At 56.3% G+C, this 15,270-nt stretch carries 12 protein-coding genes; 6 read left to right on the forward strand and 6 right to left on the reverse strand.

Going from position 1 to position 15,270, the window contains the following annotated elements; genetic code table 11:
- Positions 1–33 precede the first annotated feature (33 nt).
- Both JEM67_RS12135 and yebS read right to left on the reverse strand, forming a co-directional pair.
- A complete protein-coding gene (locus tag JEM67_RS12135; RefSeq protein ID WP_199639032.1) occupies positions 34–2,664 on the reverse strand; it encodes a PqiB family protein in 2,631 nt (876 codons plus the stop codon).
- Positions 2,633–3,880, reverse strand: coding sequence for a membrane integrity lipid transport subunit YebS (gene yebS, locus JEM67_RS12140; protein ID WP_041416567.1), 1,248 nt, complete (start codon positions 3,878–3,880; stop codon positions 2,633–2,635). Before yebS ends, JEM67_RS12135 begins: the two co-directional genes overlap by 32 nt.
- Positions 3,881–4,484: 604 nt before the next feature.
- On the opposite strand from yebS, the gene JEM67_RS12145 reads away from it, so the two are divergent.
- From JEM67_RS12145 to htpX, 5 genes are all read left to right on the forward strand, one after another.
- A complete protein-coding gene (locus JEM67_RS12145) occupies positions 4,485–4,982 on the forward strand; it encodes a GAF domain-containing protein (RefSeq protein ID WP_013812608.1) in 498 nt (165 codons plus the stop codon).
- A gap of 95 nt (positions 4,983–5,077) precedes the next feature.
- Positions 5,078–5,788: an RNA chaperone ProQ gene (gene proQ / locus JEM67_RS12150; RefSeq protein WP_004943519.1), complete on the forward strand. Its 711-nt coding sequence runs from the start codon at positions 5,078–5,080 to the stop codon at positions 5,786–5,788.
- A 19-nt stretch (positions 5,789–5,807) separates the two neighbouring features.
- Positions 5,808–7,853: a carboxy terminal-processing peptidase gene (prc, locus tag JEM67_RS12155; RefSeq protein ID WP_199639034.1), complete on the forward strand. Its 2,046-nt coding sequence runs from the start codon at positions 5,808–5,810 to the stop codon at positions 7,851–7,853.
- Between the two features lie 95 nt (positions 7,854–7,948).
- Entirely contained in the window at positions 7,949–8,329 is a 381-nt protein-coding gene (locus JEM67_RS12160; protein WP_199639036.1) for a DUF4260 domain-containing protein, read from the forward strand.
- 196 nt (positions 8,330–8,525) lie between these two features.
- The gene (gene htpX / locus JEM67_RS12165) at positions 8,526–9,404 is read left to right on the forward strand and encodes a protease HtpX (RefSeq protein WP_004943526.1); all 879 of its coding nucleotides are present in this window, start codon (positions 8,526–8,528) and stop codon (positions 9,402–9,404) included.
- Positions 9,405–9,452: 48 nt separating this feature from the next.
- Here htpX and JEM67_RS12170 read toward each other — a convergent pair whose 3' ends face one another.
- Positions 9,453–10,847 (reverse strand): MFS transporter, encoded by a 1,395-nt coding sequence (locus JEM67_RS12170; protein ID WP_013812611.1) that lies wholly within the window; start codon positions 10,845–10,847, stop codon positions 9,453–9,455.
- Between the two features lie 230 nt (positions 10,848–11,077).
- Here JEM67_RS12170 and kdgR point away from each other — a divergent pair, with 230 nt between their 5' ends.
- Positions 11,078–11,869, forward strand: coding sequence for a DNA-binding transcriptional regulator KdgR (gene kdgR / locus JEM67_RS12175; protein WP_199639038.1), 792 nt, complete (start codon positions 11,078–11,080; stop codon positions 11,867–11,869).
- Positions 11,870–11,996: 127 nt separating this feature from the next.
- On the opposite strand, the gene JEM67_RS12180 is transcribed toward kdgR, so the two are convergent.
- From JEM67_RS12180 to hxpB, 3 genes are all read right to left on the reverse strand, one after another.
- Positions 11,997–13,388: an L-cystine transporter gene (locus JEM67_RS12180; protein ID WP_199639040.1), complete on the reverse strand. Its 1,392-nt coding sequence runs from the start codon at positions 13,386–13,388 to the stop codon at positions 11,997–11,999.
- Between the two features lie 182 nt (positions 13,389–13,570).
- Positions 13,571–14,119: a metal-dependent hydrolase gene (locus tag JEM67_RS12185; RefSeq protein ID WP_004943534.1), complete on the reverse strand. Its 549-nt coding sequence runs from the start codon at positions 14,117–14,119 to the stop codon at positions 13,571–13,573.
- Between the two features lie 448 nt (positions 14,120–14,567).
- Positions 14,568–15,233, reverse strand: a complete 666-nt coding sequence (gene hxpB / locus JEM67_RS12190) for a hexitol phosphatase HxpB (protein WP_004943536.1) — start codon at positions 15,231–15,233, stop codon at positions 14,568–14,570.
- Positions 15,234–15,270: the final 37 nt, after the last annotated feature.

A 15,270-nucleotide genomic window follows, 5' to 3' on the forward strand; every position in this document is an offset into this window, starting at 1 on the left:
GTGGGTCCCCCCTGCCGGCATTGGGTTACGCGCTTAATCCCTTGGGATTGCGGTGCCCCATTCCTTCCAGTCTTTCGGCTCTTCCGCATTCAGCATGAAGTGCTTGTTCGGCGTCGATTTAGGCGCCAGCGGAATGGTTGGCGGGGTGGCGAAGGCAATGCCGCCGCGGATGAACTGCTGGAAGGTGCCGCTCTTGATCACGCCGCCGGTCAGGCCGAACTGCAAGTTGTAGCCGGAGGCCAGCCAGAACACGCTGTTGTTGCGCACCAGGTGCTGATATTTCTTGCTGATGCGCAGCGCAACGTGGACGCGGTCGGACATGGCGCCGAGATAGAAACCGGTGATGGTACCGACCTCCATGCCACGGAACAGCACCGGCGTGCCGACCTGCAGCGAGCCGGTTTCCGCTGCGTCGAGGATCACGCTCAGGCCGTCCAGATAGCGTGAGTCGGTGATGCTGGCTTCCTGCAGTTCGAAGCTGCGCAGTTCGCGCCCTCGGCCTGGTTCAACGTTGATATACGGCTGCAGCAACGTATCGAGGTTGCTGACCCCCGCCGCAGAAATTTCCGGCGACACTACGGAGAAACGGCTGCCCTGACGTGCGAAGGTCTGTACGTATTCCGGATACAGCACCGCTTTGGCCAGCACTTCGTTGCGCTCCGGCGCCAGTTTGAGCGAATCCACCTGGCCAATATCGATGCCGAGGTAACGCAGCGGCATGCCGGGCGACAGCTTGCTGGCATCGTAAGTTCTCAGGACAATCTGGCTGCCTACCGCGCGGGCGGCGGTTTCATTGGCATACAGCACGCGTTTGGCGCCTTTATCCAGCGTCACGCCCTGCAAATTGTCGAAGCTGATGGCGCCTTTCAACGCCCGGTTGAGCGGCGAAGCCTGCACCGACAGGCCGCTGCCGTTCAGTTGCACCTTGGCGCCGCCTTCGGCCCAAAAGATGCTTTCGCTGGTCAGCAGTTTGCGGTATTCCGGGCTGATATAGACGTCCACCTCAAACTCGTTGGCTTTCGGGCGAACGTTAACAATTTCGCCCACCTGGAATTTGCGGTACAGCACCACCGAACCGGTCTGCACGTCCGGCAGGCTGACGGCATTCAGCGTGAGGGTTGGCGTTGGGCTGTTGCCGATAATGCCGGCCTCGGCCTTCTCGGCGTTGGCATACAGCGGATACTGGCCGACCGGCTCACCCTTGCTGCCGGGGATGATGCGCACGCCGCCATCCAGCCACTCTTGCGCGCTGGCGCCCAGCACTTCCATGCCGTCGATCCCCAGCTTGACGTCGACGCGGCTGTTGACCACGAATTTGCTGTCTTTATGCAGCAGGCGGCGGTATTGGGCTTCGACGGCGGCGGTGAATACTACGCCGCTGTCGGTCAGTGTGCGGCTCATCACCTGGCCGACCTTGACGCCGTGCACAATCAGCGGCTGGCCTACGTCGATGCCATAGCTTTGCGGGGCATTGAGCGTCACGGTCAGCACACCCGGCTGTTGCAGCAGGGTTTCGCTGCTGTCGAGTACGTTGAAATGCTGCTGCGGTTCTCCGTCACCCGGCACCAGTTCCAGGGTATTGCCGGTCAGCAGTTGGCTGATTTTGGCGTCGTTAAGACTGAGGCGCGGGCTGCGCATCACAATGCGCGTGCCGCTGCGCATCAGGTCCACCACGGAGGGATCGACGGTCAGTTCGCCGCTGACCTTACTGTCCTGCTGCAGCGTCAGCTTGGTCAAGGTACCCACCTGCAGCCCCTGGTAAATCAGCGGCGTGCGGTTCTCGCTGAGGTTATTGCCGCTCGGCAGATCCAGCGTAATGTTCACGCCGCGTTGGCTGTGCGCCAGATCCGGGTACAGGTCATAGCTTTGGTCGGCCTTGGCCTGTTGACCGTCGGGCGGGGAGTCAAAGGCGATTGCGCCGTTGACCAGCGCCGCCAGGCTCTCAACCTGTACCGAGGCGCCCGCCAGGCTGAAATCGCCCTTAAAGCCTGAAACATTCCAGAAGCGGCTGTTACCTTTCACCAGATTGGCGAAGCGGCGGTCGATCAGCACGTCGACAGTAACGCCCTTATTACCTTCGGCGATGGTGTAGTCGTAGACTTTGCCGACCGGAATCTTACGGTAATACACCAGCGAACCGGTATTGAGCGAACCGAGGTCGTCGGCATGCAGGTGAATCATCAGTTCACCGGTGTTCAGACGGTATTTGGGTTGGGTATCGAGCGCGGTGAAATGGGTTTGCTCTTTGCCGCTACCCGGCATCATACCGATGTAGTTACCGCCGACCAGCGCGTCCAGGCCGGATATCCCGGCCAGTGAGGCTTTTGGCGTAACCAACCAGAATTGGGTACCTTCGCGCAACGAATCTTCCAGATCGCTCTTGATGCTGGCTTCAACCACAATGCTGCGCAGATCCTTGCTCAGGCTGATGGACTGCACTGTGCCGACTTCCACCCCCTGATAGCGCACAGGGGTACGGCCCGCGACGATGCCCGCCGCAGACTGGAAATCGATGGTGACCGTGCTGCCGCGTTCCTGAAAGTTGCTATAAACCAGCCATCCCGCGATCAGCAGGGCGATAAACGGCAGTAACCAGAATGGCGAAATGCGGCGCTTGTTTTTGACCCGCGCTTCAGTCGGTGTATTCGGCGTTTCCTGTTGCATGTGCATCCCAAATCAATCGGCTATCCAGCCACTCTACGGCAAGAATAGTTAAAATGACCGCAGAACCAAAGTAAAAGGCTGCCGGCCCCATAGTAAAAGATAACAGCTGGTCGCGATTCACCAGCGACATCATCAACGCAATGACGAACAGATCGAGCATGGACCAGCGACCGATCCAGGTGACCAGTCGCAGCAGACGAATGCGCGTCTTCAGGCTGTGCGAGGTCTTGAAGTGTATGCTGAACAGCAGGGTGATCAGCACGATGACTTTGGTAAAGGGTACCAGCACGCTGGCGATAAAAACGATAGCGGCGATCGGTGCGTTGCCGGAGGTCGCCAGCGACACGACCCCGGAGAAAATGGTGTCTTCGAGCCGTGCACCGTTGGCGTAAACGATGGAAATCGGCAGCAGGTTGGCCGGGATCAGCAAGATCATCGCCGCAATCAGCGCCGCCCAGGTTTTTTGCAGGCTATAAGGCTGGCGGTGACACATGGGAATATGGCAGCGCGGACAGCGCCCACGCTCGTCCGGATAGCCGGTGAAATGGCACGACAGGCAAACATGCAGTGCCGCCGGCGGGCCTTCCGGCTGTTCCTGCGGGTAATAGCGCTCCCACAGCTGCTCCAGATTGAGGTGAATCAGGGTCAAGATACTGAGCAGCGTGAGCGACAGATAGGCTATCAGCGCGCTGCCGGCCTGGATATCGGCATACTCTTTGACTTTTATCGCCGCTACCGCCATGCCGATCAGGTAAATATCGAGCATCACCCATTCTTTCAACCGCTCCAGCATCAGCAGTACCGGCCGTAAATTCATGCCGATGGCGTGGCCGAAACGCAGGTAAAGCAGCGACAGCGCCAACGTCAAGGGGGCACCCAGGGTACAGAACGCCACCATGCTGGCGGTGAGCGGGTCGCCCTGGCGGCTCATCTGCCAGATGCCTTCCAGCAGGCTGGCGTCAATGCGCGTGCCCAACAGGCGGATGCTGATCAGCGGCTCGCTGAAGGCGAACGGCATCAGCAGCAGCATGGCGACCGCCATGGCGGTCAGGCGGGTCATCGACCAGTCGCGGCCATGTACCACTTTAGCATTGCAGCGTGGGCAGTAAGCGGCTTGATTGCCGTTCAGCGGCGGCAACACGAACAGCAGGTCGCATTCGCAACAACGCTGGTGGCGTGCTTTGGAAAGAGGGCCGGTGATCGCGTGTATTTTCATCATGACAAAGCTGCTCTAAAGCCCGCCGGAGGGATAGCGTGGCTGAAAAATAAACCTGCTGTAACCCGCTTCGGGTAACGCGCGGCGCGGTAAACAGGGTTTCTGCGAGGCAAACATACCTTGCCCGGCAGGGGTTTGTGAAGCAACAGATGAATAAGCCGATGGCTATACGCATTTTTTGTAGGAAGCACAATGCGGGCCGACGCTCGCCGCTGCATTTGCTGGGGTGGCCTTTCTGGACATGACTTCATTATAGCCACGGCGGCCATTTGCGGGCTGCCGGCGGAGGCAACGGATGGCTGGTCTTGCGCGTCGTTGAGCGTCATAACATACCAATGTATTGATATTAAAAGAATAAATTTCAGGGCGTTTGAGCCGCAGTTCCTTGCGCTAACTCCCTGTTTCAAAACGTCTCATGATTGCTTTGGACAACGCGGCGCAATAGCAATTATGCTGGAGGCAAGCCGACAGGAAAATGGCAAGACAGCGAAACTACCTGCATGATATACAATAGAAAATCAAATCTATTGTAGCTTGCGCACATTATGACTGGTTCCTGTGTTTCTCTTTACTCAGCACGGGAATAGATAACCATGGTTAACAAATGACAAAAGAAGAATTCTACGCGGAATTAAAACGCGATTTGGGTGCGTTGCTCGACGGGGAAACCAACTTCATTGCCGCACTGTCCAACGCCAGCGCCTTGATTAATGAGCGTCTTGACGACGTCAATTGGGCCGGCTTTTACCTGATGGACGGCAACCAACTGGTGCTCGGTCCGTTCCAGGGGAAAATCGCCTGCGTGCGCATTCCGGTGGGCAAGGGCGTATGCGGAACCGCGGTGGCGGAAAATCGCGTGCAGCGCGTTGGCGACGTCCATGCATTCCCGGGTCACATCGCCTGCGACGCGGCCAGTAATGCGGAAATCGTACTGCCGCTGCAGGTTAGCGGTCAGATCATCGGCGTTCTTGATATCGACAGCACAGTTTATCAACGTTTCGACGAACAGGACCAACAGGGTCTGGAAGCAGTGGTGGCGGGGCTTTGCGTGCAACTGGAACACTGTGATAGTGCGAAATACATCACTGTGACGGCAAGTTGATCTACGGTTAACGTGGCATTTACCGATGACGTCATTATAATGACGCCTGTTCATGCCTGTGGCTTGTTGGCAACCCGTTGTAATCAGGAAATTTCATGGAAAATCAACCTAAGTTGAACTCTAGTAAAGAAGTCATTGCTTTTCTTGCCGAGCGTTTTCCGCTCTGCTTTAGCGCCGAGGGCGAAGCTCGCCCGTTGAAAATCGGTATTTTTCAAGATCTGGTAGAGCGTGTTCAGGGGGAAGAAAGCTTAAGCAAAACGCAATTACGTTCTGCACTGCGCCTGTACACCTCAAGCTGGCGTTATCTGTACGGTGTCAAAGTTGGCGCGCAGCGCGTCGATCTGGACGGTAATCCGTGCGGTGAGCTGGAACAGCAGCATGTCGACCATGCCCGCCAACAGCTTGAAGAAGCCAAAGCGCGCGTTCAGGCTCAGCGTGCCGAACAAAATGCCAAAAAACGTGAAGCTGCCGGTGAATCAGCCGATGCCGAGCCACGCCGTCCACGTCCAGCCGGTAAAAAACCTGCTGCGCGTCGCGAAGGCGGAGCCGCACCGGAGAACCGCAAGCCGCGCCCACAAACTCGCCCACAGCAAGCTCGCCAACCTCGTGCAGCAAAAGAGGAAAGCCAGCAGCGTCATGTGCCAGTCACGGATATCTCTAAACTGCAAATTGGCCAAGAAATCAAAGTCAGAGCAGGCCAGAGCGCGATGGATGCAACCGTACTTGAAATCGCTAAAGATGGCGTACGTGTGCAGCTCTCTTCCGGTCTGGCGATGATTGTGCGCGCAGAACACTTGCAGTTCTGATACGGAGGCCAACCAAGGCATGAACAAATTTGTCAGATTAACAGCAGTCGCGGGTCTGCTGTGGGCGGGTGTCAGTTACGGAGCGGATACAGCCAACATCCGCATCGACCAACTGCCTCAGCTTCATCAGGAACCGCAGCATGCTACTGTGAGTGAGCGCGTAACCTCGCGCTTCACTCGCTCTCATTACCGCCAGTTTGCCCTCGATGCGGATTTTTCAGGCAAGATCTTCGATCGCTACCTGAATATGCTGGACTACAACCATAACGTGTTGCTGGCCTCCGACGTGGCGCAGTTCGCCGACAAGCGCAATCAGCTGGGCGAAGAACTGAAAAGCGGTAAGCTGGATACGCCATACGCGCTGTACAATCTGGCCCAGAAACGCCGTTTTGAGCGTTACACCTATGCGTTGTCGTTGCTCGAAAAGCCGATGAACTTTACCGGCAACGAAACTATCGATCTCGACCGCAGCAAAACGCCGTGGCCGAAAGACAAGGCCGAACTGGACAGCCTGTGGGATGCGAAAGTCAAATATGACGAGCTGAACCTCAAGCTGACCGGCAAAACCGACAAAGAAATCCGCGAAACGCTGATCAAACGTTATCAGTTCGCCATTAAGCGCCTGACGCAAAGCAACAGCGAAGACGTGTTCCAACTGGCGATGAATGCCTTTGCGCATGAGATCGACCCGCACACCAACTATCTCTCCCCGCGCAACACCGAACAGTTCAACACCGAGATGAGCCTGTCATTGGAAGGCATTGGTGCGGTGCTGCAGATGGATGACGATTACACGTTGATCAACTCCATGGTGCCGGGCGGCCCGGCCGCGAAGAGCAAGGCGATCACCGTGGGCGACCGCATTGTCGGCGTCGGCCAGACGGGTAAACCTGTGGTCGATGTTATCGGCTGGCGTCTGGACGACGTGGTTTCCCTGATCAAAGGGCCGAAGGGCAGCAAAGTGCGTCTGGAAATCCTGCCAGCCGGCAAGGGCACCAAAACCCGCGTAGTGACGCTGACCCGCGAACGTATCCGCCTGGAAGACCGTGCGGTGAAAATGACCATCAAGACCGTCGGCAAAGAGAAAGTGGCGGTGATGGACATTCCTGGCTTCTACGTGGGCCTGACCGATGACGTAAAAGTGCAACTGCAGAAGATGGCCAAGCAGAACGTCAAGAGCCTGATCATCGATCTGCGAACCAACGGCGGCGGCGCGTTGACCGAAGCGGTCTCGCTCTCCGGCTTGTTCATTCCGAGCGGCCCGGTGGTGCAGGTGCGTGACAACAACGGCAAAGTGCGTGAAGACGCGGACACCGACGGCATCGTTTACTACAAAGGCCCGCTGGTGGTGCTGGTTGACCGCTTCAGCGCCTCTGCTTCCGAGATCTTTGCCGCTGCGATGCAGGACTACGGCCGTGCGCTGATTGTTGGTGAACCGACCTTCGGTAAAGGTACGGTGCAACAGTATCGCTCGCTGAACCGCATTTACGATCAAATGCTGCGGCCGGAATGGCCGGCGCTGGGCTCGGTGCAATACACCATCCAGAAGTTCTATCGCGTTAACGGCGGCAGTACCCAGCGTAAGGGCGTAACGCCGGACATCTTGATGCCTACCGGTGTCGATCCAGCGGAAACCGGCGAGGCGTTCGAAGATAATGCCATGCCTTGGGACAGCATCAATGCGGCTACCTACAGCAAAACCGGCGACCTGACGGCGTTCGATCCTGAACTGCTGAAAGACCATGAGCAGCGAATCGCCAAGGATCCGGAGTTCCAGTACATCGCGCAGGACATCGCTCATTACAAGGCGCTGAAAGACAAGCGTAACATCGTCTCACTCAATCTTGTTCAGCGCGAGAAAGAGAACCACGATGATGACGCTACCCGTTTGCAGCGCATCAACGATCGTCTGCAGCGTGCCGGTAAAAAACCGTTGAAGGCGTTGGAAGATTTGCCGAAGGATTACCAGGAGCCGGACCCATACCTGGATGAAAGCGTGCATATCGCGCTGGATCTGGCTCACCTTGAACAGGCGCAGCCAACCCAGCAGCCGGTGGCGAAGTAACGCAGCCGGGTAAATAAAAAAACGCACCTTCGGGTGCGTTTTTTGTTAAGCGCCGCTGAAGGCGCATTTAGGCGTCAAACATCCTGTGAGGCAAGATGAGCGAGCTAACTCCCCCGATGCGCGTTACTCTGCGGCTTGAGTCGCTGCTGGTTCTGTTGGTGTCCGTAGCGTTGTATCACCACCGGGATTACAGCGGGTGGCTGTTCGCTGGTTGTTTCCTGATACCGGACATTTCATTCCTGGGCTATGCGTTTGGCAAAAAGGTGGGGGCGATCGGTTATAACCTTGCTCATTCCTATATCGGTCCGGCGCTGTGCGCCTTACTGTTTGTCTTTTTCCTGCAGCCGTTCTGGCTGATGACGGCGCTGATTTGGAGTGCCCATATCGGCTTTGACCGCACCTTGGGTTACGGGTTGAAATATGCCCAAGGTTTCGCCTATACCCACCTTGGGCGTTTGAACAACAAACACCGCTGATTTGCCGCAGAAAAACCACCGCATTACGCAACAATCGTTTACAATTTGAAAAGCCATGCTGGAACGCCGATTTTGTAAAGTTTCGTATTTTTAGTAGGTTAATGGCGTGCAACTCTTGAAACTGTGACGAATGCCCATACGATCTAGGGTATCCGAGACAGTGTTTTGTTAACATTTATGAGGAAGTAAACATTTTATGATGCGTATAGCTCTGTTCCTGCTCACCAACCTGGCGGTGATGTTGGTTTTCGGGCTGGTGCTCAGCCTGACAGGAATCCAATCCAGTAGCGTTCAGGGTCTGATGATTATGGCCGGTCTGTTTGGTTTCGGCGGTTCGTTTGTCTCCTTGCTGATGTCCAAATGGATGGCGCTGCGCTCCGTAGGCGGGGAAGTGATTGAACAGCCGCGTAACGAAACCGAAAACTGGTTGCTGGAAACGGTGCGCCGCCAGTCGCAGCAGGCAGGCATTGCCATGCCGCAGGTCGCTATTTATCACGCACCGGACATTAACGCTTTCGCTACCGGCGCACGCCGCGATGCCTCGCTGGTTGCCGTCAGTACCGGCCTGTTGCAGAGCATGAGTCGGGATGAAGCGGAAGCGGTTATCGCACACGAAATCAGCCACGTCGCCAACGGCGACATGGTTACCATGACGCTGATTCAGGGCATCGTGAACACCTTCGTGATCTTTATCTCGCGCCTGATTGCGCAAGTGGCCGCCGGTTTCCTCGGCAACCGCGACGGTGAAGGCGAGAGCAACGGCAACCCGATGATTTACTTCGGTGTGTCGATGGTGCTGGAATTGGTGTTCGGCATTCTGGCCAGCATCATCACCATGTGGTTCTCACGCCACCGTGAGTTCTACGCCGATGCAGGTTCCGCCAAATTGGTGGGCCGCGAGAAGATGATTGCTGCGTTGCAGCGTCTGAAAACCAGCTACGAGCCGCAGGAAGCGGGCAGCATGATGGCGTTTTGCATCAACGGCAAATCCAAGTCGTTCAGCGAACTGTTCATGTCGCACCCACCGCTCGACAAGCGTATCGAAGCGCTGCGTTCAGGTCAGTACCTGAAGTAACGCTGAGAAGGTTAGAAACCCCGGCTTGCCGGGGTTTTTTTATGTCTGCTATTTGGCCTGCGGGCTGTGTTCCACCGGCTCCGCGCGCGGTTGGGTGATACGCAGGCTGCTGACCGCTGCCGCCAGCGTGGCGAAGGTACCGGCGAGGATCAGCGAGGCGTGCGTACCGGAGGTGGGGAACAGGTTGAACATCAGCGCCACCAGCGCGGCGCCGGAGGTTTGTCCTAACAGGCGGGCGGTGCCGAGCATGCCGCTGGCTCCGCCGCTGCGGTTGCGGGGCGCGGCAGAAATAATGGTGTGGTTATTGGGTGACTGGAACAGCCCGAAGCCGGCGCCGCACAGCACCATGCGCCAGATGATGTCCAGATCCGACGGGTTATGCGGCAGCATCGCCAGCAAGAACAGCCCTAGCGCAAACACTCCCAGCCCGATACAGCCTAATAACCCAGCGTGAACGCGCTCCACCAGCCGCCCGGCGATCGGCGCCATGACGATAATCGCCAGTGGCCAGGGTGTCAGCAGCAGCCCGGTAGCCACCTCATCACGGCCCAACGTGCTTTGAAGAAAGAACGGCAACGAGACCATTGCCAGCATTTGCGCAGCGAAGGAACAGATCGAGGTACCCATCGACAGGGCGAAAATCGGGATGCGCAACAGGTCGACCGGCAGCAGTGGAAACTCTTGCCGCAGCTGGCGGCGGACGAAGAAGAAGCCGATCACCAGCAGTACGGCGATCTCGCTGAATATCAGCGTCAGGCTCTGGCCCTGGGCAAAGCCGCTGATGGCCGTGATCAGCAGCCCGAAGGTCAGGGCGTTCATCACGGCGCTGGTCGGGTCAAAACGCTGATTGCTGCTTTTCTGGCTGTTGGCGGGCAGGTACTTCATCCCCAGCGCCAGCGCCACAATACCAATCGGCAGATTTATGGCGAACAGCCATTGCCAGGATGCCACGGACAGTATCGCCGCCGCTACCGTGGGGCCCGCCGCCGAGGAAAAAGCGACAATCAGTGAGTTGATGCCCATGCCGCGCCCGAGAAAGCGCTGCGGATAGATAATGCGGATAAGCGCAGTGTTGACGCTCATGATGGCGGCGGCGCCAAACCCCTGCAGCACGCGGGCTATGGTCAATGTCACCAGCGAATCGGATAGGGCGCAAAACAGCGAGGTAATGCTGAAGACCAACAAGCCGGCCTGATAGATACGGCGATAACCAATCAGGTCACCGAGCGAGGCCAGCGACAGCAGTGAAATGGTGATGGCCAACTGATAGGCGTTAACCACCCAGATCGAACTGGCCGGGCTGGCGTTCAGATCGCGTGCGATGGTGGGCAGCGCCACATTGGCGATCGCACCGTCAAGCACGGAAACGGTAATGCCCAGGGCGATAGCGAGGATGGCCCCATAGCGTTGTGGGACGGGGAGGCCGTCAGTACAAGAACGCATGTTGATCTCGAAGGTATTAATACAGGGGAGTATTAACATGCTAATCATATTCGTCGGTAATTGCACCTTCAGTGGCCGGCTCAATTGTAATAACCGATGAGAATGAGAGTCTAATTCATTCATATTCAAGCATTTTTTCTTGGTTTCATTGCGCGGTGTCAGGGCTTGCGCGTATACTGAAACCCGTGTTCAAATTTCTTAAAACAGAAAAGCTGAGTAGGGTATTTACTATGGCTAACGCAGATTTAGATAAACAACCGGATTCTGTTTCATCAGTGCTGAAAGTGTTTGGTCTCTTGCAAGCACTGGGCGATGAACGCGAAATCGGCATTACTGAGCTTTCCCAACGGGTGATGATGTCCAAAAGCACCGTCTATCGTTTTCTGCAGACCATGAAGTCGCTGGGCTATGTGTCGCAGGAAGGGGAATCGGAAAAATATGCGCTTACTCTCAAGCTGTTTGAACTCGGCGCCAAGTCGCTGCAGAACGTCGATCTGGTCCGCAGCGCCGATATTCAGATGCGCGAGTTGTCGAATCACACCCGTGAAACCATTCACCTCGGGGCGCTGGATGAAGACAGTATTGTCTACATCCATAAAATCGACTCGATGTACAACCTGCAGATGTATTCCCGCATCGGCCGCCGTAACCCATTGCATAGCACCGCCATCGGTAAAGTGCTGCTGGCTTGGCGCGATCGGGCGGAAGTGGAAGCAATCCTGTCGCAGATTGAGTTTACCCGCAGTACTCCAAATACCCTTACCAGCACCGCTGCGCTGCTGTCAGTATTGGAACAGGTGCGCGAGCACGGAGTGGGTGAAGACATTGAAGAACAGGAAGAGGGGCTGCGTTGCATTGCGGTGCCGGTATTCGATCGCTTTGGCGTGGTGATCGCCGGGCTTAGCATTTCGTTCCCCACTATCCGTTTCTCCGAAGATGCCAAGGCGGATTACGTTAAACGCCTGCATACCGCCGCGCGTAACATTTCCGAGCAAATGGGCTACCACGATTACCCCTTCTGATCCTGCCGGTGGTTGATGCGTAAAGGTGCGCCGCTCACGGGAGCGCCTTTATCCTTTAAATGAACCGCTGTCGCAGACATAAAAAAACCGGAGCATCGCAGCTCCGGTTTTTTATTGCGGACGACACTTACTGGTGAGCCAGTTCCACTTCGTCTTCGCTGTCCATAATGCTTTTGTCCGTCTGCTTCATCAACTGGCTGGTGACGGTGCCGGCGGTCATTGAACCGCTGACGTTCAGCGCGGTACGGCCCATGTCGATCAGCGGTTCGACCGAAATCAGCAAAGCGACCAGCGTGACCGGCAGGCCCAGCGCAGGCAGTACAATCAACGCGGCGAAGGTGGCACCGCCGCCCACACCGGCAACGCCGGCAGAGCTGATGGTGACGATACCCACCAGCGTGGCGATCCACACCGGATCCAGCGGGTTGATGCCAACGGTTGGGGCAACCATAACCGCCAACATCGCCGGATACAGACCTGCACACCCATTCTGGCCGATGGTAGCACCGAACGAAGCGGAGAAGCTGGCGATGGATTCCGGTACACCCAGGCGGCGAGTCTGCGCTTCAACGTTCAGCGGAATGCTGGCGGCGCTGGAGCGGCTGGTGAAGGCGAAGGTGATGACCGGCCAGACCTTGCGGAAGAATTTCGCCGGGTTAACGCCGGTGAAGGCCAGCAGCAGGGCGTGCACCCCAAACATGATTGCCAGACCGAGATAAGACGCCACCACGAAGCTGCCGAGTTTGACGATGTCATGGATATTGGAACCGGCCACCACTTTGGTCATTAACGCCAGTACGCCGTACGGAGTCAGTTTCATCACCAGGCGCACCAGCTTCATTACCCAGGCTTGCAGGGTGTCGATAGCCACCAGCACGCGCTGGCCTTTCTCTTTATCGTCTTTCAACAATTGCAGCGAGGCCACGCCCAGGAAGGCGGCGAAGATCACTACGCTGATGATCGAGGTCGGGCTGGCGCCGGTCAGATCGGCAAACGGGTTTTTCGGCACGAACGACAATACCAGCTGCGGTACGGTCAGATCCGCCACTTTACCGACGTAGTTGCTCTGGATCGCCGCCATGCGCGCGCTTTCTTGCGTGCCTTGCACCAGGCCTTCTGCGGTCAGGCCAAACAGGTTGGTCACCAGCACACCCACCAATGCGGCGATAAGCGTGGTGAACAGCAGAGTACCGATAGTCAGGAAACTGATCTTGCCCAGTGAAGAGGCATTGTGCAGCTTGGCTACCGCGCTCAGGATTGAGGCAAATACCAGCGGCATTACGATCATTTGCAGCAGTTGCACATAGCCGTTACCGACAATGTTGAACCAACTGATGGATTCTTTCAGGATCGGGTTATCCGAGCCATACACCAGTTGCAGGCCCAGGCCGAACACTACGCCCATCACCAGGCCGACCAGCACTTTTTTCGCCAGGCTCCATTGCTTATGGCGGGTTTGCGCCAACAGCAAAAGGAGGGCGACAAAAATCACCACGTTAATTACCAGCGGAAAATTCATCCCCAATGTCTCCAATCATTTTTCTTATATAAAAACGGCTACGCGCCAAGGTGTAGCGAATCAAATATCGTAACAGTTTGCGCAACAGCTCACTTATATCCAAATGGAATTTGATATAACTTTGAATATGAATTTGTTTAATTAATATACTTGATGAATGCTTGGTAGCCGGTTTTTTGTGATCACAGTCTGATATTTTTGATTTGCTCAAAATATGACTGCACGGGAATGGTGCATCCCCCCTGCCAGTAGATGGCGAAGGCCACCAGGCAGAGGCAAAGGGCGCGCTCCAGCTGGTTGCCTTTCTGAGAATTTAGCACCGGCAGGCGAAAACGCCAGCGACAGGGCCAGAGCAACGGTACGCCGGCAGGGGTGAGCATATCGGCCAGCAGGTGGCTGAAGTAGCCAATAATCATCGCATGCAGAACGTCGGGCGGGATCGGCCAACTGCGCGGTACATCTAATTGGAACAGCGCCATACCGCCGGCGATCGCCAGCAGGCTGTGGGTGAAACCGCGATGCCCGAAGGCACGGGAGATGGGAATGGCAATCCAGCGCAGGCGTTGGCCCAGGACCGATTTGGGATGATCGATATCGGGCAGCAGTGAGGTTAGCAGTGCGGCAGGAATAATGTGCCACCAGTCGCCGGTGGCCAGTTCCGGTGTCACCTCGGCCTTCTTGGCGAAAATCGCGCAAGCGACAGAGAAAATAAGATGTCCTTCCGCGGTCATGCTGTTGTTGTTCCGGCTGATAAACTGTTAATTTATCCAGTATATGGGAAAATTAACAGTTGCGGAAGCGGTTACCCTGTAACTAATTGTTTGTTTTACCCGGTTTTACAATGAGTTGTTACGTAAAAGGTTAAGCATTGACCGTTGTGGATGCCGTGGACGATCGCGAGGAATGCGTTGACTACCTTCCTCCAATAGATCTCGACTGAGGGCATGCGGGAGAAAGCGCCGAGCGGCAGAGTTGCGCTGCGTGGCAGTGACAGCGTTCGCCGGCCACCCGGCGCTTTCTGGATGTCCCAGCATAGAGACGGTGGCACGTTAATTCAATAAAAATGAAATAATGTTTTATTTATTTTTAGGTCTAAGGCAGAATTTTGAAAATTAGCGGGAGGAACCCGGAGATAAAAGGGAGAGGCAGGGCGGCAGCGGGATAACGCCGCCCCGAAGATTACGCCAGATGGCCGGGAGTGAGCTGTTCGAGGGTATCGAGTTTATGGTCCGCCAGTGCCCAGCGCGTGTCGTGGCGATATTCTTGCGCCGGGATGACGATAGAACGCATTCTCGCGGCCTTGGTGGCAATCATACCGTTGAACGAGTCTTCCAGCGTGATGCAGCGCAACGGATCGCTGCCGAGACGTTCGGCGGCGATAAGGTAAACCTCCGGGTGCGGTTTGCTGTAAGGCAGATATTCGGCGGACACCAGTTGATCGAAATACCCCGCCAGATCGAACATCTTCAACACCTGTTGTTGCATGTGCAGCGGCGATGCGGAGGCCAGGCCAATCTTCAGATCCAGACTGCGGCACAGTTCCAACGCCTGTTGCACGCCCGGCAGCAACGGCCGTTTTTCATGCACCAGCTCAATGGCGCGTTCAATAATCCGCGCGGAGACCTCCTCCAGCGAAACGCCTTGCCACGGCATGGCCTGAAACCACATTTTCACCACCAGATCGATGCGTAACCCGAGGGTGTCCGGCAGTTTATGACGGTCAGACAGATCCAGCCCCAGCGCGCCAAAGATATCCAGTTCCGCCTGTAGCCACAGCGGTTCTGAGTCGATCAACAAACCGTCCATATCAAAAATAGCGGTTTCAATGCGTTGCGAATAGGCCATTAGCGATTAACTCCTGCCGGCGTCGGTGAATGTGCCA

The sequence above is a fragment of the Serratia sp. PAMC26656 genome (assembly GCF_016469055.2).
Taxonomy (GTDB): domain Bacteria; phylum Pseudomonadota; class Gammaproteobacteria; order Enterobacterales; family Enterobacteriaceae; genus Serratia; species Serratia plymuthica.

What these genes read in the sequence shown, in the direction of transcription:
- JEM67_RS12135 (WP_199639032.1), bottom strand. Translation starts at nt 2,664, where the DNA reads ATGCAACAGGAAACGCCGAATACACCGACTGAAGCGCGGGTCAAAAAC.
- yebS (WP_041416567.1), bottom strand. Translation starts at nt 3,880, where the DNA reads ATGAAAATACACGCGATCACCGGCCCTCTTTCCAAAGCACGCCACCAG.
- JEM67_RS12145 (WP_013812608.1), top strand. Translation starts at nt 4,485, where the DNA reads ATGACAAAAGAAGAATTCTACGCGGAATTAAAACGCGATTTGGGTGCG.
- proQ (WP_004943519.1), top strand. Translation starts at nt 5,078, where the DNA reads ATGGAAAATCAACCTAAGTTGAACTCTAGTAAAGAAGTCATTGCTTTT.
- prc (WP_199639034.1), top strand. Translation starts at nt 5,808, where the DNA reads ATGAACAAATTTGTCAGATTAACAGCAGTCGCGGGTCTGCTGTGGGCG.
- JEM67_RS12160 (WP_199639036.1), top strand. Translation starts at nt 7,949, where the DNA reads ATGAGCGAGCTAACTCCCCCGATGCGCGTTACTCTGCGGCTTGAGTCG.
- htpX (WP_004943526.1), top strand. Translation starts at nt 8,526, where the DNA reads ATGATGCGTATAGCTCTGTTCCTGCTCACCAACCTGGCGGTGATGTTG.
- JEM67_RS12170 (WP_013812611.1), bottom strand. Translation starts at nt 10,847, where the DNA reads ATGCGTTCTTGTACTGACGGCCTCCCCGTCCCACAACGCTATGGGGCC.
- kdgR (WP_199639038.1), top strand. Translation starts at nt 11,078, where the DNA reads ATGGCTAACGCAGATTTAGATAAACAACCGGATTCTGTTTCATCAGTG.
- JEM67_RS12180 (WP_199639040.1), bottom strand. Translation starts at nt 13,388, where the DNA reads ATGAATTTTCCGCTGGTAATTAACGTGGTGATTTTTGTCGCCCTCCTT.
- JEM67_RS12185 (WP_004943534.1), bottom strand. Translation starts at nt 14,119, where the DNA reads ATGACCGCGGAAGGACATCTTATTTTCTCTGTCGCTTGCGCGATTTTC.
- hxpB (WP_004943536.1), bottom strand. Translation starts at nt 15,233, where the DNA reads ATGGCCTATTCGCAACGCATTGAAACCGCTATTTTTGATATGGACGGT.